Raw genomic sequence first — 25,015 nt, forward strand, 5'->3', positions numbered from 1 at the left:
GCCCGCGCCGCCGCGCCCGGCGGCGGACCGGCCGCCACCGCACGAGAACCCCGGAGAAGCAACGTGTCCCACGTCGATGAGCACGTCCCCGCCCACGCCCACCTGCTGGCGCTCGCCCGCGAGGCGGCGGCGCGCGCCGGAGCGCTGCTGCGCGACGGCCGCCCCGCCGACCTCGGCGTCGCCGCCACCAAGTCCAGCCCCATCGACGTCGTCACGGAGATGGACCTCGCCGCCGAGAAGCTCATCTGCGAGTACGTCGCGGAGCATCGCCCCGACGACGCGATCCTCGGCGAGGAGGGCGGCACCACGGAGGGCACCAGCGGTGTCCGGTGGGTCATCGACCCCCTCGACGGGACGGTCAACTACCTCTACGGACTGCCGAACTGGGCCGTCTCCATCGCGGTGGAACAGGACGGCGAGACCGTGGCGGCCGTCGTGGACGCGCCGCTGCGCCGCGAGAGCTACCACGCGACGCTCGGCGGCGGCGCCTGGCGGATCCGTGAGGGCGGCGCCGCCGAGCGGATGGCCCCCCGCCCCTCGCCGCCCCTGGAGCACGCGCTCGTCGGCACCGGCTTCAACTACGTGACCGCCGTCAAGACCCACCAGGCGGCGGTCGCGCAGCGGCTGATCCCCGCAGTCCGCGACATCCGACGCTCGGGCTCCGCCGCCATCGACCTCTGCGATGTGGGCGGTGGGCGGCTCGACGCCTTCTACGAGCGCGGGCTCGCCCCCTGGGACCTTGCCGCGGGCGACCTCGTCGCCCGCGAGGCCGGCGCACTCACCGGTGGCCGCCCCGGCTCCCGGCCGAACGGCGACCTCACCGTCGCGGCCTCCCCCGGAGTCTTCCCGCTCCTCCAGCCGCTGCTGGAGGAACTCGGCGCCTGGCACGACTGAGCGGCGCACCCGGACGCCGATGTGCCCCGGACCGGGAAGGTCCGGGGCACATCGGGCGTGGATCGGGGAACGCGGGTCGGGCCGCGGGGCGTGTCAGGCGGGGGTGCCGACCTCGACACCGTGGTCGGCCGCGATCCGGCGCAGGTCGTCGAGCTCCGCCTGTTCGACGTCCACGGTGTACACGTCGCCCGTCTCCCGTGCTTCGTGCAGGCTCGATTCGGCGTGCCGTATGCGCTGGAGGATGCCGGTGGTGAACGCGTCCATGGGGGTGCCCCCTACTCTCGGGTCGGCGGCACTGAGTGCCGGTGGGTGTGCGGCCACGGATGCGTCCGGCGGGTCGGCAGCGACACGGCTTACCGCCCGGAACGGCCGTTCGTGGGGTGTCCAGGGGTCTTCCCCCCGCCGTGAAAGCGGGAAACCTCGCGACGCCACGGAAATCCCACTGTCTCCGACGGTCACCGGACCGCCACTGCGCGGCCACCGTCCCGCGACGTACGACCGGCCCCACGGACCCCGCCGACCGGCCCCGGCACGGCGCAGGGCGGCCCCGGGAGCCGCCCGCGCGGCACTGAGCGCCACCCGCGGGCCGGGGGCGCACCCGGGCCCCGCGCGCCCGTCGCTAACCGCCGGTTTACCCGGTGGCAGGAGAGGATGACGCCGGGCAGCCGCGCCGCGGCTGCCGGAACCGAGGAGGAGCAAGGTGCGCGTACTCGTCGTCGAGGACGAGGAACTGCTGGCGGACGCGGTCGCCACCGGGCTGCGCCGCGAGGCCATGGCGGTGGACGTCGTCTACGACGGCGCCGCGGCCAGGGAGCGTGTGGACGTCAACGAGTACGACGTGGTGGTGCTCGACCGGGACCTCCCCCTCCTCCACGGCGACGACGTCTGTCGCCACATCGTCGAGCTGGGGCTGCCCACCCGCGTGCTGATGCTCACCGCCTCCGGTGACGTCAGCGACCGGGTGGAGGGACTGGAGATCGGCGCCGACGACTACCTGCCCAAACCCTTCGCCTTCGCCGAGCTGGTGGCCCGGGTGCGCGCGCTCGGCCGACGTGCCACCACCGCGCTGCCGCCGGTGCTGGAGCGCGCAGGTATCCGGCTCGACCCCAACCGGCGCGAGGTCTTCCGCGAGGAGCGCCGGGTGCAGCTCGCGCCGAAGGAGTTCGCCGTCCTGGAGGTCCTGATGCGCGCCGAGGGGTCGGTCGTCTCCGCCGAGCAGCTGCTGGAGAAGGCCTGGGACGAGAACACCGACCCCTTCACCAACGTGGTCCGCGTCACCGTCATGACGCTGCGCCGCAAGCTCGGCGAGCCGCCCGTCATCACCACCGTGCCCGGCTCCGGCTACCGGATCGGGCAGTGAGCGCCGCCCCGCCGCCCCCGCGCCCGGCGGCGCCCCCCAAGCCCCACTGGGACCCGCAGCCGACCGGGCGGACGCCCTGGCTGCGGCCGACGATCCGGATCCGGCTCACGCTGCTCTACGGCGGCATGTTCCTGATGGCGGGCATCGTCCTGCTCGCGATCATCTACCTGCTCGCCGCCAACGCGCTGCACGACGGCAGCGCCGTCCCGTTCCGGTTCACCAGCCAGGCCGAGGTGGAGATCACCTCCGACGCCTGCCGCAGCATCAGCGGCCAGGTCGACGCCGAGACCTTCCGCGCCTGGTACGCGCAGTGCGCCGACGTGCAGAGAGCCGCCGCCCTGGACGTGCTGCTCAGCCGGTCGCTGCTCGCGCTCCTCGGCTTGGCGGTCGCGGCCTTCGCGCTGGGCTACGTCATGGCGGGCCGGGTCCTCTCCCCGCTGGGGCGGATCACCCGCACCGCCCGCCGTGTCGCCGGCTCCGACCTGCACCGCAGGATCGAGCTGGACGGCCCCGACGACGAGCTGAAGGAGCTGGCGGACACCTTCGACGAGATGCTGGACCGCATCGACCGGGCCTTCACCGCCCAGCAGCGGTTCGTCGCCAACGCCTCCCACGAGCTGCGCACCCCGCTCGCGATCAACCGGACGCTGCTGGAGGTGCAGCTCTCCGACCCGCAGGCGTCGCCGGAGCTGACGCAGCTGGGGCGTACCCTGCTCGCGACCAACGAGCGCAGCGAGCAACTGGTCGAGGGCCTGCTGCTGCTCGCCCGGAGCGAGAACGAGATCGTCGACCGCAAACCGGTGGACCTCGCCGAGGTGGCCGACCGCGCGGTCGAACAGGCACGCGCGGAGGCCGCGGCAGCGGGGATCACCCTCAGCGGCGTGCGCCGCGCGGCCTACGTGCGGGGCAACGGCGTGCTGCTGGAACGCATCGCGCTGAACCTGGTGCAGAACGCCGTCCGCTACAACCTGGCCGCCGACGGCTGGGTCGAGGTGCGGACGGAGGTGCGCGGGAGCGTCGCCGAGCTGGTGGTCACCAACACCGGGCCGGTGGTGCCCGCCTACGAGGTGGACACGATGTTCGAGCCGTTCCGGCGGTTGCGCACCGAGCGCACGGGCAGCGACAAGGGAGTCGGGCTCGGGCTGTCCATCGTCCGGTCGGTCGCCCGGGCGCACGGCGGCTCCGTCACGGCGGAGCCACGAGAGAACGGGGGACTCACGATGCGGGTCTTTCTGCCGGTCTGAGATGATGTAGCGGCAGGAACCGGCAGATGTGACCAATCCCATACGCCCGCCTTCGGCGGGTGGCAGGGGACGGCCCCGACCGGCCGTTCCGCCTGTGCGGCGCCCGGCCGGCGGCCCGAATCATCACCTCTTCAGGCGTCCGGCTACGTGTCGGTTGAATAACAGGGCTTGAAGTGAGGCAAAATCTCCGCCTCAGGTCGGGCACAAGACCGGCCTCTCGCGCGTTACCCGCGCTGGAGACACCAGACACCCAGAGGGGGAGAACAGACATGGCTACGGATTACGACACTCCACGCAAGACCGAGGACGATGTCAACGAGGACAGCATCGAGGAGCTGAAGGCCAGGCGGAACGACAAGTCGGCCTCCAACGTCGACGTCGACGAGTTCGAGCAGGCCGAGGGCCTGGAACTGCCCGGCGCCGACCTGTCCAACGAGGAGCTGTCGGTGCGGGTGCTCCCGCGTCAGGCCGACGAGTTCACCTGCATGAGCTGCTTCCTCGTTCACCACCGGTCGCAGCTGGCCGCCGAGAAGAACGGGCACCCGATCTGCCGCGACTGCGCGGCGTGAGGCCGGGCGGCGGAACCACACGACAGAGGAACGACGGGCGGGACCCACGGGGTCTCGCCCGGACGCTCGTCAGCGCTCCGCCTCCCGGACCTCCGGCCGTGCCGCCCCGGCGGCGGGTACGGCCGACAACGCACGCGCCAGCCGCAGCGGGTGGCGCGTGGAGAGGTACAGATACGGTGTGGGGTCCTGCGGGTCGGTGACCTCCACCCGTACCGCGGTGGCGACGTAGCCCCGCAGCAGCAGGTGCGCCCGGGCGTCGGCCCTGTGCGTGCGCCAGGCCCGCGCCTCGTCCGCGTCCAGGGCCCGCGCCTCGCCGAGGGCGCTCAGCGGCAGCCGCGCGGAGCCCGCGACCAACGAGTCCCCGACGACCCGGATGCGGGCCGATCCGTAGGAACTCAGCGCGGCAGCCGCGGCAGCGGCGGCAGCGGCGGTGCCCGCGAGCAGCGGGATCACTCCCAGTGGCAGCAGCGTCACCCCCACGAGTGCCGAGCTGAGCAGACCGAGCAGCCACCAGCTGCGGGGGACGTGGAGTCGTTCGTCGTACTGCTGCATGGGACCAAGCATGGCAGGCGGGACACGCCGGGCACCGCGCGGCGGTATGGTCTGCACCGTGAGTGCTGACCGGAAGCCATCGAGGTGACCTGAGAGTGGACCACGCGCCCGTGGATGTCCTCATCCGCCGGACCGATCCCGATGTCCCCCTGCCCGCGCGGGCCCATCCCGGCGACGCCGGGTGCGACCTGGTGACCACCGAGGCCGCGGAGCTGGGGCCGGGCGAACGCGCGGTCCTGCCGACGGGGGTGTCCATCGCGCTGCCCGACGGTTACGCGGCGTTCGTCCACCCCCGGTCCGGGCTCGCCGCCCGCTGCGGGGTCGCGCTCGTGAACGCCCCGGGGACCGTCGACGCCGGGTACCGTGGAGAGATCAAGGTCATCGTCATCAACCTCGACCCCCGGAAGAACGTGCGCTTCGAGCGGTTCGACCGGATCGCGCAGCTGGTCGTCCAGCGGGTCGAGGCCGTGCGGTTCCACGAGGTGGCGCAGCTGCCCGGTTCCGCGCGTGACACCGGGGGCTTCGGCTCGACCGGTGGCCATGCCGGTGAGCACAACTCCTACGCCCTGAAAGGACAGTGACGTGTTCGGACGTCGCCAGAAGCGGAACGCGGAGCCCGAAGAGGGCATCGACCCCACCGCGCAGGAGGCCCCGGACGAGGCCGAACTGCGCCGCGTCAAGCTTGAGCCCGCTCCGCGGCCGGACGGCCCCTGGGACATCAGCGAGCTGAGCGAGCCCAACAAGGGCCGCGTCGACCTCGGCGGGCTCTACGTCCCCGGCGTGCAGGGCATGGAGCTGCGGGTCGAGGTCGCGGGCGACTCGATCGTCGCGGCGACTCTCGTCCTGAAGGACAGCGCCATCCAGCTCCAGGCGTTCGCCGCCCCCAAGCGCGAGGGCATCTGGGGCGAGGTGCGCGAGGAGATCGGCGGCGGTATCACCCAGCAGGGTGGTGTCATCGACGAGACCGAGGGGCCCTTCGGCTGGGAGCTGCGCGCGCAGGTCCCGGTGCAGCTGCCCGACGGCAAGCGCGGCATGCAGGTCGTGCGGTTCATCGGTGTCGACGGCCCGCGGTGGTTCCTGCGCGGCGTGATCTCCGGCCAGGGTGCGGTGCAGCCGCAGGCCGCGGGGCTGCTGGAGCAGATCTTCAAGGACACCGTCGTCGTCCGGGGCGACACCCCGATGGCGCCGCGCGACCCGATCGTCCTGAAGCTTCCCGAGGACGCCAAGATGGTTCCCGACGGGGTACGCCAGCAGCAGGCCGACTCCGACGACGCCGCTCCGTCGCGGTTCGCCGGCGGTATGGACAAGCTGCGGCGCGGGCCGGAGATCAGCGAGGTCCGCTGAGCCTCCCGCAGCGCGGGACGCGGGACCGGTCGTGCCACCGAGCGCGGTTCACCCCTGGCACTGGTGTGCCGACGGGCCGGTGCCGGCGCCCCCGCGTCGTCGCGCGGTGGAGCCGGGCTCGCCCGGGTTCGCCCCCGGTGTCGGACGGTTACGCTGAACGTATGACGCGCGACGGCCGGAACACTGCCCGGCCCGGTTGGATGTGGTGGTTGCCGGCCCGGCCGGAGCCCGCCTCAGACGGCCTGCCGCCCCAGGGCGACGGCCTCTCCGAGGCCGACCGGCGTCGGATCTCCGAATGCCGGGCCACGGCGGCCGGCCGTCCGGTCGTCACGGTGAGCGGTACGCTGCGTGCGGTCAGCACGCAACCCGTCGGTGGGGCGCCCGCACTGCGGGCCGAGCTCGACGACGGGTCCGCCTCGCTGGACGTGGTGTGGCTCGGCCGTGATCGGCTCTCCGGGGTGGTGCCCGGCCGCTGCCTGACCGCGTCCGGCCGGATGGCGAACCTCGACGGGCACCCGGTGCTCTTCAACCCCAGATACGAGCTACGACCTCCCGGAACGGAGGAGTGCGGGTGACCTCACTCGACAAGCAGGCCAACGAGACCCTTGCCAAGGGCCTCCCGGACACCGAGCGGGTGGACGCACCACCTGTCGCCGACGAGCAGGCCACGAAGGCGGCGTTCTTCGACGCCTTCGGCGGCGTGCGCGGGATGGTGGAGACGACCGTCCCGGGTCTGGTGTTCGTGCTCTGCTACACCATCACCCGCGACATCCAGCTCTCCGCGATCCTGGCGCTCGCCATCACCGGCGTCATGTTCCTGGCCCGCGTGGTGCAGCGCGGCACCACCAAGCACGCCTTCACCGGTGTCTTCGGGGTGGTGTTCGGCGCGGTCTTCGCGATGATGACCGGCGACGCGAAGAACTTCTACCTGCCCGGCATGGTGTACACCCTGGGCCTCGGCATCGCCTACGTGGTGACCGCCGCCAGCGGTGTGCCGCTGCTGGGCCTCGTCCTCGGCCCGGTCTTCAAGGAGAACCTCTCCTGGCGGACGCGGAACCCCGGCCGCAAGCGGGCCTACGTCAAGGCCAGCTACGTCTGGGGCGGCATCCTGCTGGCCAAGTCCGCCATCACCTTCCCGATCTACTTCTGGGGTGACGCCACCCAGCTGGGCTGGCTCCGGGTCGCGCTCGGCATCCCGCCCTTCCTGGTCGCCGTGTACTTCACCTGGGTCATCCTCGTGAAGGCGCCGCCGCCCATCGACGTCATCGCGGAGATGGAGGCGGAGGAGGCCGCGGAGGCGGCCACGGCCAAGGAGCAGGCGGCTCAGCGCGTCGCGACGGCGGCCCAGTCGGCGGAGACCGGCCCCGTCGGGGGGCCCGCCGCCGAGCCGTCCGCCGCCGAGGGGCCCGAGCACCGTCCCGGGCCCCCGGGACACCACGGGTAGCAGGGCGGGAAACCGCGCGAAACCGCGCGACGGATCATCCGACGGCCTGGGGCCCGCGAGGCCCCGGGCCGTCGGCCTGTCCTACCGGCCGGGCGTGCCGCCCGCCGTGTCGCGGTCGCCCGGCTCCCGGCCTGCCCCGGGCCGCCGGGTGCTGCCGGTGCCCTCGTCCCCGCCCTCCTCGGCCGATCCGATCTCCGTCGGGTCGGCCACCGTCGTGTTCGGGGTGCCCGCGTCGGAGGGCACCCCCGCCGGCTCGGCCGCCCCCTCGGCGGCTCCGCCCTCCACCGGCCCCTCCGGTTTCGCCGCGGCAGAGTGGCGTGCCCCCGTGGTGTGGCGGGGCGGGGCGAAGAGCCCGGCGATCAGCTGCTCCCCGTTGGTCGTGGCGACCAGCAGCAGCTCGTCACCGGCCGCGAGCCGCTCGTCCCGCTCCGGCACCAGCACCCGCGAGCCGCGGACGATGGCGACCAGCGCCACGTCACGCGGCCACGCCACCTCGCCGACCCCGGATCCCACCAGCGCGGCGTCGGCCGGCAGGGTCACCTCGACCAGTCCGGCGTCGCCCTGGCTGAACCGCAGCAGCCGGACCGGGTCGCCGACGCTGACGGCCTCCTCGACCAGCGCGGACATCAGCCGGGGGGTGGAGACTGCGACATCGACGCCCCAGCCCTCGTTGAACAGCCACTCGTTCCGCGGGTCGTTCACCCGGGCGACCACCCGGTCGACCCCGAACTCGGTACGGGAGAGCAACGAGACGACCAGATTGACCTTGTCGTCGCCGGTGGCGGCGATCACCGCGTCGTAGCGCTCCAGTCCGGCGTCGTCCAGGGTGGCGATCTCGCACGCGTCGGCCAACAGCCATTCGGCGCGCGGTTCCCGCTCCACCCGCACCGCGTCGGGGGAGTGGTCCACCAGCAGGACCCGGTGGCCGTTGTCGGAGAGCTCGGAGGCGATCGAGACGCCGACCGCGCCCGCTCCGGCGATCATCACCCTCATCGTGCGTCCTCCTTCGGGCCACGCAGCGCGGCAGCCTCCACCTCGGCCACCCGGTCGTAGTGCATCAGCACGTGCACCAGGTCCCCGTCCTGGAGCACGGTCCGCGAGTGCGGCAGCATCGGCTCACCCAGACGGGTGAGGAACGCGACCCGCACACCCGTGCGCTCCTGGAATTCGCTGACCCGTCGGCCGAACCACGAGTCGGCGACAGGCAGCTCGGCCAGCTCCAGCGAGCCGCCCGGATGGCGCCACAGCGGTTCCGCCCCGGAGGGCACCAGCCGCCGCAACATCTGGTCCGTCGTCCAGCGGACGGTGGCCACGGTCGGGATGCCCAGCCGCTCGTAGATCTCCGCTCGCCGTATGTCGTACACCCGGGCGGCGACGTTCTCCACACCGAAGATCTCCCGCGCCACCCGCGCGGCGATGATGTTCGAGTTGTCGCCGCTGCTGACCGCGGCGAACGCCCCGGCCTCGGCCACCCCCGCCGCCAGCAGCGTCGCGCGGTCGAATCCGGGCCCGGTGACGGTCCGGCCGGCGAAGCCGGAGCCCAGCCGCCGGAAAGCGGCCGGGTCGCGGTCGACGACGGCCACCGAGTGCCCGAGGTCCTCCAGGGCGGCGGCCAGCGAGGCGCCCACCCGACCGCATCCCATGATGACGATGTGCACGCGACCCCCGTGGCCGATGGTCCGATCCCCGCAAGCACACGGTAAGCCTCGCCCGGCCGCCCCGCCGCCCCGCCACTCCCTACCGTCCACCGCGCGCCCCGGCGCCCACGCCGGTGGAGGCGCCGGTGGCCGAGGGCCCGGCCGTCGAGTGGGCCGCCTCCGGCCGTCTCCGGTCACCTCCCGTACCGCCGACCACCTCCTTCGCGCCTCCGGCCCGGACGTGACGGGCGTCGTGGGGCCGCGCCGGTCGCCGCACCCGGCCGAGGCCCTAGACTGGGGCGTCCCCCGCGTCAGGACCGTGCCGAGAGCCACCCGTGACGTCGGGCGAAACCCACACACCGCCCCCGCCCCCGGCGAACGCCGTGCTGTGCGCGCCCGCAGCGCGCGCCGTGCGCATCGTGCCGGCCGGGGCAGACGCAACGGAGCCCCTCCCGATGACTTCCGACCGTGACACCGGAACCGACACCGTGACGCCCGCCGAGCAGGCCGCGTCCCTGGTCGGCACCGAGTACGAGGTGGAGGTCGGGCCGGTCGCGCACGGCGGTCACTGCGTGGCCCGCACCCCCGGCGGCCAGGTGCTGTTCGTGCGCCACACCCTCCCCGGCGAGCGCGTCCGGGTGCGGGTCACCGACGGCCGGGAGGACTCCCGCTTCCTGCGGGCGGACGCCGTCGAGGTCATCGAGGCCGACAAGGACCGCATCGAGGCGCCCTGCGCGTTCTCCGGGCCGGGGCGCTGCGGCGGCTGCGACTGGCAGCACGTGAAGCCGGGACGGCAGCGGAAGCTCAAGGGCGACGTCCTCACCGAGCAGCTCGGCCACCTCGCGCGGATGACTCCCGAGGAGGCCGGCTGGGACGGCACCGTCGAACCGGCACCCGGTGACAAGCTGCCCGCCGGCGAGGTGCCCGCGTGGCGCACCCGCGTCCAGTACGCCGTCGACGCCGACGGCCGCGCCGGGCTGCGGCGCCACCGCTCGCACGAGGTCGAGCCGATCGACCGCTGCCTGATCGCCGCCGAGGGCGTCAGCGAGCTCGGCATCGAGGCCCGGGAGTGGCCGCAGATCGCCGCCGTCGACGCCATCGCGGCGACCGGCTCGCAGGACCGCCAGGTCGTGCTCACCCCCCGCCCCGGCGGGCGGCTGCCCATCGTCGAGCTGGACCGCCCCGCGTCGGTCATGCGCGTCAACGAGAAGGACAAGAAGGTGCTGCCCGTCCACGGCCGCAGCTTCGTCCGGGAGCGCGCCGACGGCCGGACCTGGCGCGTCGGGGCGGGCGGTTTCTGGCAGGTCCACCCGCAGGCCGCCGAACTGCTCATCGACGCGGTGATGCGGGGGTTGACCCCCCGCAAGGGCGAGAGCGCCCTCGACCTCTACTGCGGCGTCGGCCTCTTCGCCGGGGCGCTCGCCGACCGGGTCGGCGAGGAGGGCGCCGTGCTGGGCATCGAGTCCGGCAAGCGCGCCGTCGAGGACGCCCGCCACAACCTGACCGACTACCCGCGGGTCCGCATCGAGCACGGCACGGTCGACAAGGTGCTGCCGCGCACCGGCATCAGCGAGGCGGACCTCGTCGTCCTCGACCCGCCGCGCGCCGGCGCCGGGAAGCGCACCGTCGAGCGCGTCGCGGCGCTCGGCCCGCGCCGCATCGCCTACGTCGCCTGCGACCCGGCCGCGCTCTCCCGGGACCTGGCCCACTTCCGCACTGCCGGCTACCGCCCCCGCTTCCTCCGCGCCTTCGACCTCTTCCCGATGACCCACCACCTGGAGTGCGTGGCCATCCTGGAGCCGGTCAAGAAGGACGCCTGACCTGCTCGTCCCACCACGCGCCGTCGTCCCGGAGCGGCGCGTGGCTCGGTCCGGAGGGGAAGAGGACGACTGCCAGGCGCTCCTGACGCGGACGGGCAGGAGCCCCCGGAGGTACCGGTCAGACAGCGATCACGGTGACCCGTGTTCCGCAGAGAGCGGCCAGGTCCTCCGGGTCGGAAGTGAGCACGGTGGCAGGGCCGGGGGCCGCGAGCGCGGTCGCAGCAAGCATGGCGTCGATCGCGTGCTTGTGGCCGTGGAGTCCGGCGTCGGCTAGCAGCGCGGCGGCGTGCCGGGCGAGTGGGTCGGTGACGGGCTCCACGACCAGCCGGGAAAGGGTCCACTCCAGAGCGGGGCGGTTGATCCGCGGGTGCACGACCTCGACCAACGTGGCCGCGGAGGTGATGACTCGGAGGTCGTCCGCCCTGGCGAGCGCGAGCCAGGTGGTGGCAGCACGATCGCGTTGGACAGCCTTGGCCAGGCCTTCGCTGTCCAGTACGAGGGTGCCGCCCGGGACCGCGGCCGGAGTGCGGGTCACGCGGCATCCGCCCGGCCCGGATCCTGCTGCAGCCGGGCCCGGTGGAGCTTCTCACGCAGAGCCTGGATCTCCTCCTCGGTGACGGGGCCGTGCTGCGCCTCGCCGACCGCGATGAGCTCGTTGAGATTGTCGCGCTCAATCTGACGCGCGACCGCTGCGGCGACATAGGCGGAGAGGCCCGACGGCCCGCTGCGCGCGCGTGCGGCCTCGGCGATGTCCTGCGGCATGGTGATGGAGTACTTGCCGGTGGCTTCACTCATGCGATCCATCCTACCGGTGGTGTGCTGCCTGGTAGGCGAATCGGGCACCACATTCCCCGGGCCGGGGCCGGCGTGGCCGTTCGTGCGGCCGGGCGTCGACGTCGCTCTCTGCGGCGGGGGTGAGGCCGGTGGGGAGACGAGTCCCACGCCGTGCTCCCCTGCCGGGCCGTGCACAACTTGCTCCGGCCGGGCCCCCAGCAGCGGACCACCGCGCTCGCTCAGCTGCTCGGCCCGGGCGTTCCTCGCTGGTTCTGGGGAAGAACCGCCGGGCCGCGCCTCGTCCTCACGACGTGGTGGCAGTCGGCTGAGTCCCGGGCCGTCTCGGCGTCCCGCGGGCGGCGAGGGAGCCCGCCGCGCGTCGAGCGTGCAGCAGGGCCCGGACCGGCTGTCGCGGTCCGGGCCCTGCCCGTGCGGTGCCGCCCCGGGGCGGCGGTGCGTCAGTTCTTCTCGGTGCCGTCGTCCGCCTGTCCGGCGTTCTCGGGTGCGTTCAGCTTCTCGCGCATCTTGCGCACCAGCTCCGCCTTCTGGTCGGCGGCGCCCTGGCGGTCGAGATTTCGGTGCGGGCCGTTGTTCTGCTGTTCGGCGCGGGACCGCCGCTTGCGCTGGCCGCCGCCCTGGCCCACGGGGTTGTTGATGTTCTTGCTGTCGGTCACGGGTTCTCCCGGTGGTGATGTGAAGTGATCTGCGGATTCATCGGTGGGGACGGGCGGCGACGTCGGAGGACGTCAGCGGGGGCCCGTCACGCTCACTCGTAGACCGGCGTCTGGAAGAACATGGCAATGACGGTACCCGGTCCTGCCGGCCCCGCGCGCCACACTTTCGCCGGCCGACCGGGCGGGATGCCGGCGGGCTACGGGGTGACGCTCGGGACGAAGACGGGGACACGGGTTTGTCCCGGCGTCGTGCGGGTTCGCCGTCCGATACGTGCGGGGCAGACCGAGGGCGGTGCTCGGTGTGCGCGGCGGCAGGGGTGCCTGCCATGGCGCGCGAGGGCCTACGCGGGTGACGAGTTGCCCCGGCCGCGCGCGAGACGCCGTCAGCTCATTACGGCGCCTTCGGGCAGCGCCGTGCGGTACGGGGGCCTGTCGTCAGCCGCGGCCGGCGACCGGGGTCGAGGAGAGTCTGGGTTGGTCGGATTCGATGTGCTCACACTTATACATCAGTCTGGTACATACGTTATCGTTGGTACATGTCCATGAAGCGAACCAACGTCTATGCCGACCCGGAGGACCTCGCCATCATCAAGGCGGCGGCCAAGCGGCGCGGCATCAGTGAGGCCGAGATCATCAGGCAGGGTATCCACCTCGCGGCCATGGCGAACCGCGTCTGGGACGAGCCGCTCTTCTCCCGCACTTTCGAGGGGGCCGGTCGCACGCTGGACAGGGGCGAGGTGCGTGACACGGTGGCCGATGCTGTATGCCGCGAGACCGAAGCAGGCACCGCTGCGTGATCATCGTCATCGCGGACACGTCCGGGCTCCTCGCTGCGCTCGACTCCACCCACCCTGAGCACCAGGCGTCGAACGTAGCGATCATGGCCGCCGGTCTGCTGGTGATGTCGCCGCTTCTGCTTGCGGAGATCGATCACGTGGCCACTCGCGAACTCGGTCGTGAAGCCGCGCTCAGCGCCGTCGACGACATCCGGAACTGGATGCGTCGCGGTCGTGTCGCCGTCCCCGAGATCACGGAGGACCACCTGGGGGTCGCCCAGACCGTGCGCGCCCGCTACCGGGACCTCGACCTGGATCTGACGGATGCTGTGAACGTGGCCCTCGCCGCCGACTTCGACACCGACGCGGTGCTCACTCTCGACCGTCGTGACTTCCGCGCGGTGCGCCCGCTGGGTCACCACAAGGCGTTCCGGCTGCTCCCGGACGATCTTCCGCTCTGACGTCCAGGCAGATTGCGTCCGAGGCGTCGTCCTTGCTGAGGTTCTTCTGAACCATGTCCGGGTCGGGATCGGTCCGTTGACTCCTCATCTGGATTGCGCGGTGATCCTGGAGGCCGCCGACAAGGGGTGCTGACCTACAGGCGCTGTCGCGTGGCGCCCTAAGCTTCGGCCTGCGCTCGTCCAGGCGCGCGACGCCCTGGTGCCCGCCACCGCCCGGGAGGACCAGCCGGCTCCCGCGCTGACCTCGCCCACCCGGAACGGACCACCCCCCCACACCACCCGCCGAGTCCCGGCGGGCCTGGCAGCGGCGCCTGGCAGAGACCTGGAGTGCTAGGACCGGGGCCCCGAGTTCACATTCCCCATTCGAGCCGTACCGGCTCTCGCGCCGCGGTCAGTGCCCCGTCGAAGTCCGCGAGGCGTTCGGCCAGGGTGGCGGTGGCCACGCGCGGCGGGAGGGCAGCGGAGAACTTCAGGCCGCGGACGGCGCGTGGGTCGACGGTGGGCAGCGTGAGAGCGTCCGGGAGTTCGGTGCGGGCGGACTTCCAGTCGGCGGGGGAGAGGTCCTGGCGCAGGCGGAGATGGGTGTCGGTGGGCCGCTGGACGGGGTCGGCCAGATTGCCGAGGGACGCGGCGAGGGTCGCGTTGGCGCGGTAGCCGGCCCAGGTCCACCAGCGTGTGGCATCGGCGTCGCGGATCACGAGAGTTCCGGCGGGGTGGACCTCGTGGGGGGCGCGATCGGTGCGCAGCTCGGCGAGGGCAGCGGTGGCGCGGCGGGTGAGCCGGACGTCGGGGTCGGTGCCGAGCAGGACGTCGCGCATGGCGCGGGTGAGGGTGAACGACAGACCGCGTGGCTCGCCGCCCTGCCATTTGGCCACACCACCGTCCTCGACGGGTTCGACGAAGGCACGGCGACGGGCCCAGTCGATGAACGTGACCTGCCAGCTGCGTCCGGCAAGCAGGAGGCGGCGCGGGCCGGGGCGTTCCTCGGTGAGCACCGTGGGGTCGGTGGTGCCGATCTCGGTGCGCCCGGCGAGGACCGTGAACTCGGGCGGCGCGGTGAAGGAAGCGGTGAGCTCCATGAAGTGGCGGCGGCCGAAGTGCTTCTCGGCCTCGGGGCCGATGAAGAGCATGCCGTTGTCGCTGTCCAGGAAGCCCTCGTCGATCAGGTGCTTCAGGAGCGGGGCGGCCGACCGGTCGAAGGGCGCGAGGCCGTTCCACCGGTCCGGCCAGAGCCGGTCACCGATGCGGTGTTCCTGCAGGGTGAGCGCGAGCAGCTGCTGGGCGACGAGGTGACGGGGCGATGGTGGCGGGGTGACGGGCTCGACCCAGCCCCGGGCCCAGAGGGTGAGCAGCCCGGCGGCCTGCAGCAGCGACTCGGGGCGGGTGGCGAGGAAGAGACAGTTGCGGGAGGTGTCGGCGCGACGGCCGGTGCGGCCGATGCGTTGCAGGAACGAGGCGACGCTGCCGGGGGAGTCGATCTGGATGACTCGGTCGAGGTCGCCGACGTCGATGCCGAGCTCCAGGGTGGAGGTCGACACGATGACGCAGTCACGCGCCTCGGCGAACGCCTGCTCGGAGCGGGCCCGTTCATCGGTGGAGAGCGAGGCGTGCGAGAGGAACACGGTGACGTCGCGGGCCCGGAGCGCCGCGCCGAGTTCCTCGACCTGCTTGCGGGAGTCGCAGAAGACCAGACGCTTCTCGCCGCGGTGCAGGGCGGCGATCACCCTGGCGGCGTTGGCGAGTGAGCCGACGTAGTCGAGTTCGACGTCCCCCGCGGGCCTCGGCAGCGGGGTGTCGCCGGCGGCGTCCGGCAGAGTCACGCCGGGCGCGACGACCCGGCCCGGCCGTTCGGCGGGGCGTGCCCCCTGCAGCCACGTGAGCAGTGTGTCCGGGTTGCCGACGGTGGCGGAGAGCCCGATCCGCTGGATCCGGTGGCCGGTCAGCCACTCCAGCCTCTCCAGCACGGCAAGCAGGTGCCACCCCCGGTCGTCACCCGCGAAGGCGTGCACCTCGTCGATGATCACGGCACGGACCCGGCCGAGCATGTGCGCGTGGTCCGTCTTGACGCTGATCAGCATTGCTTCGAGCGACTCGGGTGTGGTGAGCAGGACGTCGGGCGACTCGGTGCGGATACGGCGGCGTACGGACTCCGGGGTGTCGCCGTGCCAGAGCGCGGCGCGGCGACCGAGCCACTGGGCGTAGCTGTCGACGCGATGGACGAGGTTGTTGAGGAGGGCTTTGAGCGGGGCCAGGTAGAGGACGGAGGTGCCCGTCCAGTGCTGCTCCCGCATGGCGGACAGGACAGGGAAGGTGGCGGCTTCCGTCTTCCCGCCCGCAGTCGGCGCGAGCAGGATCGCGTCCTCGCCGTCCATCAGTGGTCCCACGGCGGCCTTCTGCAGCGGGCGCAGATCAGGCCATCCGAGCGAGTTGACGATGTGGTGCAGGACGACCGGATCGAGGCGTTCGAGCGGGTCGGGGCCGGGCGGCTGGTCCTGCACGTGGGTGGCTCCCTGCGCTTGGCCTTCCGGGAATGGGAGGGGAAGGCGACAGATCAGAGGTCGAGATCGAGGTCGTCGGCCGATGTGGCCGCCGGGGGCGCGGCGAGGTTGCGTTCGGTGGCCGTGAGATCGCCGCTGCCGAGGGTCAGGGTGTAGTGCGCACGCGGATCGAAGTCGTCGAACTGGTCGATCCGGTCGAGGACGTCCCCGACCAGCTTCTTCAGGTAGAGGCGCGGTGCCACTCCGACTCTGCCTCCCAACGCCCCGCCCACGGCCCGTGCCAGGTCCGCCAGGTACGCGTCGTCGGCGAGTCGCTTGATCCGCTCGGCGGAGTCGGGGGTGGAGACGCCGTCCGCGTACAGGTCGCGGATGGTGGCACCCAGAGCGGTCAGGGACTCCTCGGTGAATCCGGGGAGCCGGATCTGCACGGCGCGCGGGTTGTCGAAGCGCGGGTCGGTGGTGAAGTCGGTGGCCAGGCGCTGGGCGAGCGGGGGGAGGCGCTGGACGCCCTGCTGTCCGTCGTAGAAGGCGGGCGTGCCGGTGATGACGAGGTAGAGGCCGGGGAACCGACCGGAGTGCACCTCGTCGATGAGCTGGCGCAGGGCGTTGAGCGCCTTGTCACGGGCGTCGGAGCGGACCCGCTGCAGCGTCTCCACTTCGTCCAGGACGAGAACGAGCCCGCCGTGCCCCGCGTCCTTGAGCATGGTCAGCAACCCCTGGAGGAAGCCGAAGGCGCCGAAGTGGTCGAGGTCGCCGCGGACCCCCGCGCTGCGCCGGGCGGCGGCGGCGACGTGCGGCTGGCCGCCGAGCCAGGCCATCACCGCGGCGGCGGTCGCCTCGTCACCGGCGTCGAGGGACTGCTTGTACCCGCGCAGGGCGGTGGCGAAGGCGGGGGCCTGGCGGGACACCTCGGCCAGGCGGGCAGTGAGCAGCCGTTCCACGGCCTGCGGCAGGTCGCTCTCGGCCGCGCCGTCGGCGAGCGCGTCCTCCTCCAGGGCGTAGAACCAGGCATCGGCGACGGGCCGCAGCGCACTGGGCGGGAAGCTCGGGGTGGTCAGGCGTTCGGTGAGCCGTCGGTAGACCGTCTCCAGCTTGTGCAGCGGGGTCTCGGTCTCCGACACCTGTACCTCGGCCACGGCGAAGCTGCGCCGTTTGGCCCGCTCGCAGAGCCAGCGGGTGAAGAACGTCTTGCCGGAGCCGTACTCACCGCGCACTGCCTTGAAGACCGAGCCGCCGGCGGCGACGGTGTCGAGTTCCTCGTCGATCGCCTGCTCGAAGCGGCCCAGGCCGGTGGCGAGCAGGTCGAGGCCGCTCTCGGGGACGGCACCACGTCGCAACGCGTCCACGACGGCACGGCGGCGTACGGCGCCGACGGGTACACCGGCACGGGGAGTTGAGGATCCGAACGAGTTCACCCGGACAGTCTCCCATCGGGGAGGCGGCTGGAGGGCCGGAGTGCCGGCAGGCGGATCGGGTTGGTCGTGCTCATGGGGTGCGCAGTCCGAACTGCTCGATCAGCTGCGCGCGGTGCAGGCGCAGGGTGCGGTTGTCGGGGAGGATCTCCAGGATCTGGGCACCGTCGTAGTTGAGGAGCTGTGCCAGGGTCGCGGCGAAGCCGTGGGCGCGGCTGGCGGGCTGGCCCGCGCGTTCGGCCAGGGCGGTCAGGGGCAGGGTGCCCGCTTCGACGAGGGCGACCAGCGCCTTGGGGAGGGAGGACGGCTCCCGGGGCTTCCGGGCGAGCAGCTCCAGCTGCGCCGCGTACAGCTCGGTGGCGACGAGACGTTCCACGAGCGCGACGGCAGGGGACTGGGCCTGGGGGGAGGGTGCTTCGGGCTTCGTCGCCGGGTCGGCAGGGTTCGGGGAGGCGAGCGGGGCGAGCGGGGCGAGCGCGTCCTCGCCGAAGAGACTGATGACGCCCTCCGCCGGGGGCGGGGCGGCCTTCCTGGACTGCCTGGCGCCCGGACGCGACGGCGTGGCGGCGGGAGCAGCGGCGCCGGAGGCGGCGACGGCCTCGGCGCCGGGTTCCGTCTCGATGCCCGTCCCCTCGGACCACCACAGCGGAGCCGGATCGCCCAGCTCCCGCCATCCCGGGGGCGGTTCCGCGCCGAAGGGCAGCAGGGCGAGCAGCGGGACGGTGAACTCGGCCAGCGTCGCCCCGCCGTGGTAGCCCGCCTTGAGGGCGGTGTACCGGGCGTCGTGGTCGCGCAGCGCGACGATGTGCGCGCCGGGCTCCGGCCAGACCACGCGCGGCCCGGCCAGTGCGATCTCGGAGGGGGCCACCGGATCTCCGGGGCCGCGGTGGCGGGCCGAGCCGATGGCTCCGGCAGGCGCGTCGAGCTTGCTGCTCCGTCGTTCGACGACATGGCCGTGGTCGGAGGTCAGGAGCACGGTCATGCCGTTGGCCCGCGCGGCTCGCAACAGCGGTTCGAGACCGCTGACTTCGTTGGCGCGCCAGGCTCCGTCGCCGAGCTTCTGCTCCTTGGCGAGCCGGTCGTCGACAGTGTTGAGGACGACGGCGACATGCATGCGCTCGTCGGCGAGGGCCTCGCCGAGGGCGGTGGAGAAGGGGGAGCCGGTGTCGGGGCCACGCAGGTCGTCCTTGTGAAAGACCGCCGCCGGGGCGCCCTGCCAGCAGGCGTGGAGCGGGAAGAGCCGCTTCTCGTCGTTCTGGTCGCCCTTCATCAGGGTTCCGGTGAAGAGCGAGGTGCGCGAGACGGCGGTGAGGGTGGGCAGCGCTGCTGCCACGCCACGGCGCTCCGGTGCGCCGTGCGCCCCGGGAAGCGGGTCGAACTCGGCCCACTGCCGCCGCAGTTCCTGCCCCAGCTCGGCCGCGACGGCCGCGCTCATCCCGTCCAGGAGCAGCAGCAGGACCCGGCGCCCCGGCTCGGCGACGACCGGCGCGACGACGCGCGTCAGGAGCGACTCGACGGTGAGCAGGGAGCCGGGGGAGCCGGCGTCCGCCGTCCACACGGCGAGCCGTTCGCTGAAGGCGTGGTCGAGCGCGCGGCGGGTCCGTCGCACCTGGTCGCCGATCCGGTTGTACGCGCCGGCGAGGACGGCGTCGGGGTCGCCGCCCGCCTCCAGGTGTTCCAGCGCGCGGTCGGCCCAGCCGAGTTCGCGGATCTGGCGGTCCGTCCCGTCGGACACCGAGTCGATCTTCTCCGACGGGTTCCCGGCCAGCCAGCGCCGCAGCCGGACGGCCATCCGGACCCGCTCGATCCGGGCCCGGGTCTCGCCGTCTCGGCGGGCGAGGGCATGCGCGCGAAGCGCGGTGACGGAGTCCGTGACCACCTCGGTGGAGTCGCCGGCCAGCGCGTGGCCGGCGGCGGTGAACCGGGCGTCGAGCCCGGCGGGCAGGAGCGGACTGGCCGTGGCGGCTGCCTGCGCCCCGAACTGGGCGACCAGCTGTGCGGCCCGGGTCAGGACCGGGTCGGCGAGGCGGTGCTCACCCCGGTCGAGAAGATCGCGTACGTACGCCTCGCCGCTGCGGGCGAAGGAGGCCAGGAGGCGGTCGAGTTCGTCGCCCTGGGCGGGCGGCTGCTCGCCGAGCCACCGTTCGGCCCGGCCGCGTGCGCGGTACAGGTCGTGGTCGGCCTCCGCGTGGCCCCACAGGGCGGCGCAGACCACCGCGTAGGCGGCCGAGTCGGGGCCATGGTCGGCATCGACCAGCGCGGTGATCACCCGGCCCGCGGCGCCGCCCTGCTCGGGGGCGGCGAGGAAGCGGGAGAGGCCGGCCTTCTCCGGGCCGCGCAGCTCGCGCAGGAGCTCCGGGCCGCCGGGGGTGAGGGTCCACCGGAACAGGGCGACGGGGTCGACCCGGTCCGACACTCCCGGTGGGACGCGGCCCGCCGGTGTGTCGCCGCTGTCGTCGTCGAGACGGAGGCGCCGCCGGGTCAGCCGGGCGAGGGCCTCGTCGCGGGAGAGCACGCCCCTGCCGATCGTGCGCCAGCCCCGGGTGCCGGCCGCGTCCAGCAGCGCCTCGGCCGCCCAGGTTTCGCCGCGCAGCCGGGTGTCGAGGCCGCTCGCCCCGAACGCCTCCTGCACCACCTCCCAGTTGTCGACGGACCTGATGCGGTGACCGTAGACGCGGGCGAGCAGACCGGGGTCGAGCTCGGTGTTCTCCCGGTCGGTGAGGACGACGAGGACGCGCGGCTCCGGCGGTGCCGGCGCCTCCAGGTGGCGCAGGATCTGCTCGTGCACCGCCAGGACGGACGGCGCGACGACCACCCGCACCCGCGTCCCGTGCGCCGCCGGCTGCTCGGCGGGCCCGTCCCACTGCGGGGCGGCCCGCAGCAGCATGACGCGGACCGTGCCGTCGCAGAGCTTGCTGCGCGCGGCGACGAACTGGCGGACCGTGCTCACCGAGAGGCGGGCGGGACCCGCGGCGGACGGGCCCGGCCCGGCAGCGGAGGCGGCGATCGAGCCGGACATCAGTCGACGACCTTCCAGGTGACCTCGACGGTGGCGTCGGGGTGGGCCGCGGCGAGTGCCGCGATCTCGGCCTGCAGCTCCACGACCGCCTTGGCGGCCGTCGTCCGGCCACCACCGGATCGGGCTACCGGGCGAGACGGATCACGCGGCGCGGGCGGCGTCGGCAGCACCTGCGGATGGGCGGAGCCGCCGTCCAGGGGCACTGCCTCGGCGCCGAGCCCCGCAGCGGCGGGCTGCGGCTCCGGGGCCGGCGTCGGGCTCTGCCGGGACCGGAGCAGCGCCATCACCTCCCGGCTGCCCTTCTTCAGCACGGACGGCAGGTCGGGGTAGTCGCCGGGGTCGCCGGCGGCGGCGTCGCGCACCCGCTCCATGATGGCCGCCCCGTCCCGGCCGAGCGTGTCCGCGAGTTCCAGCTGCTCACTCCAGCTGGTGTTCTGCAGCGCGTCGGCCACAGCCCGGGCACCGGTCAGCGACATGCTGTACCGGTGGGCGGTGAAGCCACCGAGGTCGAAGCCGGCCAGCCGGTCCACCACGGCCTTGGCTCCCAGGTTCTCCTCGCGCACCGCGGCCACCAGCTCCTGGGCCCGCCGGGCGAGCACGAGGCGGGGCGAGGCGTCGTCCAGGTGCAGGAACCTCCGGTGCTTCTCCAGCTCCGTGACGAGCCGTTCCGCGTCGGGCGCGAACCCGTTCGCGGCCTTGCGGATCTGCCCGGCGAACTGGTTCACGATCCGCCCGCGCCGCAACTGCGGCGCGGGGGTGCCGAACACCGTCTCGTACCGCTTGCGCGCCTCCGCCCAGTCCGCCTCGGTGGGCAGCGGCTGCTCCCGCAGTGCGTAGTCACGCTTCAGGTCGCTCGGCAGCGGCGCGGGTTCGACCGCGACTCCGCCGCGCACCCACACGCGGTCGGACATCTCCGCGTACGCGGCGGCGAGCAGCCGACGCAGCGGCTCGGGCAGACCGCGGGGGTCGGGCCGGTCGGTCCAGTCGGCAAGTTTGACCAGGGTCGGCTCGGCGACGCCGTCCCGGCGGGCCTGCGCGGTGAAGTGGTCGAGCCAGAGGGTGGACTGCCGGTAGTACGCCTCGTGCATCGCACCGAGCCCCAGGCCGCCCGCGATCCGTGCCATGACCTTGCGGTCCTTGGCCTCGACCTCCACCTGCCCGTCACGGTCCTCGGCGGCCTTGCGCACGTACTCGAAGACGGTCTTGATCTCGGCGGCCCGCAGCGGCTTGCCGGTGCCCTCCGGGTCCAGCTCGGGGTGGGCGGGGAACTGGTGGCCGAGCAGCTTCCCGGCCAGCTGACGTGCGGCGTCGCCCAGCTGCGCGCCGATCGGCAGCTGGAGCCCCGCCACCTGCTGCTGGGCCTCCAGGTGGCCGGCGAAGCCGAGGTCGACGATGCCTTCCTGCTTCTGCGCGAGTCCGTACGCTTGCTTCAGCGCGCCCAGGACCCGCTCGGTGAGGACCTCCCGCTGCGACTGCAGCATGCCCTTGGCGCGGGCCTTGTCGTCGGCGTTGAGACTGCGCGCGAACTCGGAGTCGAAGCGGGCCTCGTCGGAGAGTGCCTTGGTGATGACGACGAGACGTTCGAAGTCGCCGCGGGTCGCGTCGGTGAGGTGGGTGGGCAGCCAGGCCAGGGTCCGGGAGGCGCCGCCCGTCTTCTCCCGCAGCGTGCGCAGCCGCTGCAGGTCGTCCATCGGCCCGAACTCGCCCTCGTCGTACGGGAAGCCGACGACGAGCCGCCAGGCGTCCTCCTGGCTGGGCCGCAGCGCCGCGTCCGACAGCGAGTCGACGTCGGCGACGTTCCCGAAGACCACCTCGACCTGCCGCTCGGTGCCCTTCCACACCAGGTCGAGGGTGTCGTACGGGTCGAACCCGCCGGCTCCGTCGGTGACGCCGAGCGCCTCCTTCAGCAGGGTGCGCATGGTGGTCCGGCGGTTGCCCAGGTTGTTGTGGACCTGGGCGTTGGCGAGCACCGCGTCGAGGTCGACGCCGGTCAGCTCCAGGCGGACGACCGCGCCGGGGCCGGTGCCGGCGACCTTGATCTCGGGGAAGGTCGCCGCCCATTCCTTGGTCTTCTGCTCCAGGCGGCCGATCTCGGTTCCGGCGATCCGGGTGGTGATGGATCCGTGGTTGAGCGCGTTGAGCCGGGCCAGGGTCAGGTCGGACAGGGCGGGGACGCTCGGCGCCAGCGCGGAGAGGAGCAGCGTCTGGACCAGCCGGCTGTCACCGGTGAAGTCCCGGCAGCGGGCCTTCAGCTGCGGGTCGTCGATCGATTCCGGACGCCGCCGGTACGTCTCCACGTCGTCCTCGGTGACCTGGTTGGTCTTCAGCAGGTACGGGCGCAGCTTCTCGCGGTACAGCTTGTCCGCCGCCTCGAAGTGGACGCTGGTCTCGCCGCTGAACGCCTTGTCGCCGCCGCCGACGATCGCCGGGTACAGATCGCCGAGCGGTACGAGCTGGCCGAGCCGCCAGTCGTCCCGGTGGTCGACCAGCAGCTGGCTCATCAGCTTGAGGCCGGTGCGCGAGCGCTGCAAAGCCCCGGAGATGTGCACCAGGGTGTCCATGAAGGCCGGCGGGAAGGGGTAGGTGCGCCGGAAGGCGTCCTCGTCCGCGCCGGTGGTGGAGTCCTTGTGGCCGAGCAGGGTCTGCCAGACGTCCGGGCCGAGCTTCTTCGCCTCGTCGAAGGCCGCCGCGACCTTCGCCTCGGCCTCGTCGTCCACGGGGTTCAGCAGCCGGGCCCGTGCGATCGTCGGCAGGTTGCGGTCCTCCAGGACGATCGAGTCGTACCGGCCGCCGTTGAGCTTCAGCGTGTCCTGCACGGCGGCCTCGGCGGCGCCGGACATCTCCTCGCCGACCAGCTCGCGCAGGTCGCGCTGGCGCGCGATGAACGAGACGACGGGGATGGCGCGGCGCTCGTCGGCGCCCTCCACGAAGTTGGTGACCTTGCCCGCCTCGCGACCGAGCGCCTTCTGGTCGTGGATGAGGGTGGCCAGCCACAGGATCAGCTCGTCCATGAAGAGGACGAGGCCGTCGTAGCCGAGGGACTTGGCGTGCGCGGCGATGATGCCGAGGCCCTTGTCCAGGGAGACGAAACCGTCGGAGTTCTCCGAGGCGTTGCGGGCGAAGGACGGGAAGAGGGTCTTGGTCAGGTCCTGGACGAGCCGGGCCCGCAGCTCCTGCGGGGTGGTCGGGTTGTCCAGGTCGAAGCCCTTGGTGTTCTCGTGCTCCTCCTGCGCGGCGACGGCCTGGTCGAGCAGCTCGGTGGTCCAGGCGAACGCCTCGCCCCACTCGTCGCCCTCACCGCTGTCCGCCTCGGCGAGCTGCGCGATCACCCGGTCGTCGCCGCTGCCACGGCGATGGGCGGCGAAGTCCTCGAAGAGGCCGTCGGTCAGATAGACCTGCGGCAGATCGCAGCCCGGGTGCACCTTGCGCACGTGCTCCACGTACTTGCCGAGGATGCGCTGCTCAAGGGACTTGGCGCCGAGCATGTGGTACGGGACGAGGAGGAACGTGCGGTCTCCCGCGTCCAGCCAGGAGTGGTTGCCGCGGACGGGGTCGAGGCCCGTCTTGGAGCGGGCGGCCTGGTGGCCGGAGAGCAGGGCGTAGAGCACCGCCATGAAGTGCGACTTACCGGAACCGAACGAGCCGTGCAGGTAGGCGGCCTTGGAGGAGTGGCTGTCGAGCGCCGACTTGATCAGGTCGAGGGCCTCGTCGAAGTTGCCGCGCAGGCGGTCGGTGACGACGTAGTCCCGCAGCGCGGCCTCGGCGCCCTCGGGCGTGACGGCCTCGCCGAGCTTCAGCACGAAGTCGGAGGTCGAGACCCGCTCCGGGATGCGGATCAGCTCGCGCAGGAGAGGGCGGTCCTCGGGGCGGGGGGTGTTCCTGCTCATGAACGCCATGGTGTCTGTGAAGCTCCTCGCCCGGCCGGTCCTCGGGCAGCTCGATCAGCTGAGCTGCCCGAGCAATCGTAGTGGGCGCCACCGACAGCGCGCCGTGCGATTCACAGCATCCGCGTAGCACGGTGCGTGATGTCGGGGACGCAGCTGCGACCACGCGTTTCACCGGCCGCACGGACCCCGCGTGACACGAGGAGGAGCCACCCCGGTCGTCGAGCCGGGTTACGGCGGTGCCCGTCGTGCCGACAGGGACGCCACCCGTACAGATCCACCTGTGCGGGTTCACGCTCTGGACCGGGCGGGTGCTGATCCGGTCGCGTCTGCGCACCGCGGTGGGGTGAAGTTGCTCCATGACCGCCAACCCTGACTCCATCGCTGGCGAAGGCCCCGCCCGCCCGGTCTCCGTCTGCTCTCCCGGCAGCGTCATCGCCGCCCTCGGGGCGCGCACCGGCACTCGCGGGAGGTCCGTGTCCGCGGCAGCCCTCCTGCAGCGCCGGCTCGAACGGGAGCGGCTGCGCGAGCTGATCGCGGAGGCCGAAGCCGAACACGGGCCCGTGGGCCAGGCGGCGGTCGACGCCAAACGGGCACTCCTGCGCGGGGACGTGACCGACGCGGCGGAGGAAGCATGAGCGGCACGCTCGCCG

General features: G+C 73.0%; 22 protein-coding genes and 1 pseudogene. 12 read left to right on the forward strand and 11 right to left on the reverse strand.

Going from position 1 to position 25,015, the window contains the following annotated elements; genetic code table 11:
- Positions 1–63: 63 nt before the first annotated feature.
- Positions 64–894, forward strand: a complete 831-nt coding sequence (locus HCJ92_RS02640; protein ID WP_167931738.1) for an inositol monophosphatase family protein — start codon at positions 64–66, stop codon at positions 892–894.
- A gap of 93 nt (positions 895–987) precedes the next feature.
- Here the strand turns inward: HCJ92_RS02640 and HCJ92_RS02645 are convergent, their stop codons facing one another.
- Entirely contained in the window at positions 988–1,158 is a 171-nt protein-coding gene (locus HCJ92_RS02645; protein ID WP_167931739.1) for a hypothetical protein, read from the reverse strand.
- 436 nt (positions 1,159–1,594) lie between these two features.
- Between HCJ92_RS02645 and HCJ92_RS02650 the strand changes: the two genes are divergently transcribed.
- The 3 genes from HCJ92_RS02650 to HCJ92_RS02660 all read left to right on the forward strand — a co-directional run bounded on the left by HCJ92_RS02650 (position 1,595) and on the right by HCJ92_RS02660 (position 4,067).
- Positions 1,595–2,254 (forward strand): response regulator transcription factor, encoded by a 660-nt coding sequence (locus tag HCJ92_RS02650; RefSeq protein ID WP_167931740.1) that lies wholly within the window; start codon positions 1,595–1,597, stop codon positions 2,252–2,254.
- Positions 2,251–3,498 carry an ATP-binding protein gene (locus tag HCJ92_RS02655; protein WP_167931741.1) on the forward strand — a complete coding sequence of 416 codons (1,248 nt, stop codon included), beginning with the start codon at positions 2,251–2,253 and terminating at the stop codon, positions 3,496–3,498. Before HCJ92_RS02650 ends, HCJ92_RS02655 begins: the two co-directional genes overlap by 4 nt.
- A gap of 269 nt (positions 3,499–3,767) precedes the next feature.
- Positions 3,768–4,067 carry a DUF4193 domain-containing protein gene (locus HCJ92_RS02660; protein WP_103503706.1) on the forward strand — a complete coding sequence of 100 codons (300 nt, stop codon included), beginning with the start codon at positions 3,768–3,770 and terminating at the stop codon, positions 4,065–4,067.
- A 69-nt stretch (positions 4,068–4,136) separates the two neighbouring features.
- On the opposite strand, the gene HCJ92_RS02665 is transcribed toward HCJ92_RS02660, so the two are convergent.
- Complete coding sequence (locus HCJ92_RS02665; protein ID WP_167931742.1) at positions 4,137–4,619, reverse strand: DUF3093 domain-containing protein; 483 nt, start codon at positions 4,617–4,619, stop codon at positions 4,137–4,139.
- A gap of 95 nt (positions 4,620–4,714) precedes the next feature.
- Between HCJ92_RS02665 and dut the strand changes: the two genes are divergently transcribed.
- The 4 genes from dut (at position 4,715) to HCJ92_RS02685 (ending at position 7,407) form a co-directional block, all read left to right on the forward strand.
- Positions 4,715–5,200, forward strand: coding sequence for a dUTP diphosphatase (dut, locus tag HCJ92_RS02670; RefSeq protein WP_167931743.1), 486 nt, complete (start codon positions 4,715–4,717; stop codon positions 5,198–5,200).
- Position 5,201: 1 nt separating this feature from the next.
- Positions 5,202–5,963, forward strand: a complete 762-nt coding sequence (locus HCJ92_RS02675; RefSeq protein WP_167931744.1) for a DUF3710 domain-containing protein — start codon at positions 5,202–5,204, stop codon at positions 5,961–5,963.
- A 161-nt stretch (positions 5,964–6,124) separates the two neighbouring features.
- Positions 6,125–6,538, forward strand: coding sequence for an OB-fold nucleic acid binding domain-containing protein (locus HCJ92_RS02680; protein ID WP_167931745.1), 414 nt, complete (start codon positions 6,125–6,127; stop codon positions 6,536–6,538).
- On the forward strand, positions 6,535–7,407 hold the full coding sequence (locus tag HCJ92_RS02685; protein WP_167931746.1) for a DUF3159 domain-containing protein: 873 nt from the start codon (positions 6,535–6,537) through the stop codon (positions 7,405–7,407). The genes HCJ92_RS02680 and HCJ92_RS02685 overlap by 4 nt, the downstream gene beginning before the upstream one ends.
- Before the next feature lie 333 nt (positions 7,408–7,740).
- On the opposite strand, the pseudogene HCJ92_RS02690 reads toward HCJ92_RS02685, so the two are convergent.
- Both HCJ92_RS02690 and HCJ92_RS02695 read right to left on the reverse strand, forming a co-directional pair.
- Positions 7,741–8,400, reverse strand: a pseudogene (locus tag HCJ92_RS02690) (potassium channel family protein); the annotation flags it as partial.
- On the reverse strand, positions 8,397–9,065 hold the full coding sequence (locus tag HCJ92_RS02695) for an NAD-binding protein (RefSeq protein ID WP_167931748.1): 669 nt from the start codon (positions 9,063–9,065) through the stop codon (positions 8,397–8,399). The gene HCJ92_RS02695 and the pseudogene HCJ92_RS02690, both read right to left, overlap by 4 nt.
- 434 nt (positions 9,066–9,499) lie before the next feature.
- Between HCJ92_RS02695 and HCJ92_RS02700 the strand changes: the two genes are divergently transcribed.
- Positions 9,500–10,864, forward strand: coding sequence for a class I SAM-dependent RNA methyltransferase (locus tag HCJ92_RS02700; RefSeq protein ID WP_167931749.1), 1,365 nt, complete (start codon positions 9,500–9,502; stop codon positions 10,862–10,864).
- A 118-nt stretch (positions 10,865–10,982) separates the two neighbouring features.
- On the opposite strand, the gene HCJ92_RS02705 is transcribed toward HCJ92_RS02700, so the two are convergent.
- From HCJ92_RS02705 to HCJ92_RS02715, 3 genes are all read right to left on the reverse strand, one after another.
- Entirely contained in the window at positions 10,983–11,399 is a 417-nt protein-coding gene (locus HCJ92_RS02705; protein ID WP_167931750.1) for a PIN domain-containing protein, read from the reverse strand.
- On the reverse strand, positions 11,396–11,659 hold the full coding sequence (locus HCJ92_RS02710) for a CopG family transcriptional regulator (RefSeq protein ID WP_167931751.1): 264 nt from the start codon (positions 11,657–11,659) through the stop codon (positions 11,396–11,398). The genes HCJ92_RS02705 and HCJ92_RS02710 overlap by 4 nt, the downstream gene beginning before the upstream one ends.
- Positions 11,660–12,096: 437 nt before the next feature.
- Entirely contained in the window at positions 12,097–12,312 is a 216-nt protein-coding gene (locus tag HCJ92_RS02715) for a DUF6243 family protein (RefSeq protein ID WP_167931752.1), read from the reverse strand.
- Between the two features lie 536 nt (positions 12,313–12,848).
- Here HCJ92_RS02715 and HCJ92_RS02720 point away from each other — a divergent pair.
- Together HCJ92_RS02720 and HCJ92_RS02725 are read left to right on the forward strand one after the other, a co-directional pair.
- Positions 12,849–13,109 (forward strand): ribbon-helix-helix domain-containing protein, encoded by a 261-nt coding sequence (locus tag HCJ92_RS02720; protein WP_167931753.1) that lies wholly within the window; start codon positions 12,849–12,851, stop codon positions 13,107–13,109.
- The gene (locus HCJ92_RS02725) at positions 13,106–13,549 is read left to right on the forward strand and encodes a PIN domain-containing protein (RefSeq protein ID WP_167931754.1); all 444 of its coding nucleotides are present in this window, start codon (positions 13,106–13,108) and stop codon (positions 13,547–13,549) included. The genes HCJ92_RS02720 and HCJ92_RS02725 overlap by 4 nt, the downstream gene beginning before the upstream one ends.
- A gap of 350 nt (positions 13,550–13,899) precedes the next feature.
- On the opposite strand, the gene HCJ92_RS02730 is transcribed toward HCJ92_RS02725, so the two are convergent.
- From HCJ92_RS02730 to pglY, 4 genes are all read right to left on the reverse strand, one after another.
- Positions 13,900–16,047, reverse strand: coding sequence for a DEAD/DEAH box helicase (locus HCJ92_RS02730; protein ID WP_167931755.1), 2,148 nt, complete (start codon positions 16,045–16,047; stop codon positions 13,900–13,902).
- 53 nt (positions 16,048–16,100) lie between these two features.
- Positions 16,101–17,462 carry a BREX system ATP-binding protein BrxD gene (gene brxD, locus HCJ92_RS02735; RefSeq protein ID WP_167931756.1) on the reverse strand — a complete coding sequence of 454 codons (1,362 nt, stop codon included), beginning with the start codon at positions 17,460–17,462 and terminating at the stop codon, positions 16,101–16,103.
- 70 nt (positions 17,463–17,532) lie between these two features.
- Positions 17,533–20,478, reverse strand: coding sequence for a BREX-2 system phosphatase PglZ (pglZ, locus tag HCJ92_RS02740; protein ID WP_167931757.1), 2,946 nt, complete (start codon positions 20,476–20,478; stop codon positions 17,533–17,535).
- Complete coding sequence (pglY, locus tag HCJ92_RS02745; protein ID WP_167931758.1) at positions 20,478–24,374, reverse strand: BREX-2 system ATPase PglY; 3,897 nt, start codon at positions 24,372–24,374, stop codon at positions 20,478–20,480. The genes pglZ and pglY overlap by 1 nt, the downstream gene beginning before the upstream one ends.
- A 347-nt stretch (positions 24,375–24,721) precedes the next feature.
- Here pglY and HCJ92_RS02750 point away from each other — a divergent pair, with 347 nt between their 5' ends.
- Positions 24,722–25,000 carry a hypothetical protein gene (locus tag HCJ92_RS02750; RefSeq protein WP_167931759.1) on the forward strand — a complete coding sequence of 93 codons (279 nt, stop codon included), beginning with the start codon at positions 24,722–24,724 and terminating at the stop codon, positions 24,998–25,000.
- Positions 25,001–25,015 lie beyond the last annotated feature (15 nt).

It is taken from the genome of Streptomyces spiramenti, from assembly GCF_012034385.1.
Classification (GTDB): Bacteria; Actinomycetota; Actinomycetes; order Streptomycetales; family Streptomycetaceae; genus Streptomyces; species Streptomyces spiramenti.

Excerpts from the sequence above, each read along its gene's own strand:
- pglY (WP_167931758.1), bottom strand. The coding sequence starts at position 24,374 with ATGGCGTTCATGAGCAGGAACACCCCCCGCCCCGAGGACCGCCCTCTC.
- HCJ92_RS02700 (WP_167931749.1), top strand. The coding sequence starts at position 9,500 with ATGACTTCCGACCGTGACACCGGAACCGACACCGTGACGCCCGCCGAG.
- HCJ92_RS02645 (WP_167931739.1), bottom strand. The coding sequence starts at position 1,158 with ATGGACGCGTTCACCACCGGCATCCTCCAGCGCATACGGCACGCCGAA.
- HCJ92_RS02665 (WP_167931742.1), bottom strand. The coding sequence starts at position 4,619 with ATGCAGCAGTACGACGAACGACTCCACGTCCCCCGCAGCTGGTGGCTG.
- HCJ92_RS02720 (WP_167931753.1), top strand. The coding sequence starts at position 12,849 with ATGTCCATGAAGCGAACCAACGTCTATGCCGACCCGGAGGACCTCGCC.
- pglZ (WP_167931757.1), bottom strand. The coding sequence starts at position 20,478 with ATGTCCGGCTCGATCGCCGCCTCCGCTGCCGGGCCGGGCCCGTCCGCC.
- HCJ92_RS02660 (WP_103503706.1), top strand. The coding sequence starts at position 3,768 with ATGGCTACGGATTACGACACTCCACGCAAGACCGAGGACGATGTCAAC.
- HCJ92_RS02680 (WP_167931745.1), top strand. The coding sequence starts at position 6,125 with ATGACGCGCGACGGCCGGAACACTGCCCGGCCCGGTTGGATGTGGTGG.
- HCJ92_RS02750 (WP_167931759.1), top strand. The coding sequence starts at position 24,722 with ATGACCGCCAACCCTGACTCCATCGCTGGCGAAGGCCCCGCCCGCCCG.
- HCJ92_RS02710 (WP_167931751.1), bottom strand. The coding sequence starts at position 11,659 with ATGAGTGAAGCCACCGGCAAGTACTCCATCACCATGCCGCAGGACATC.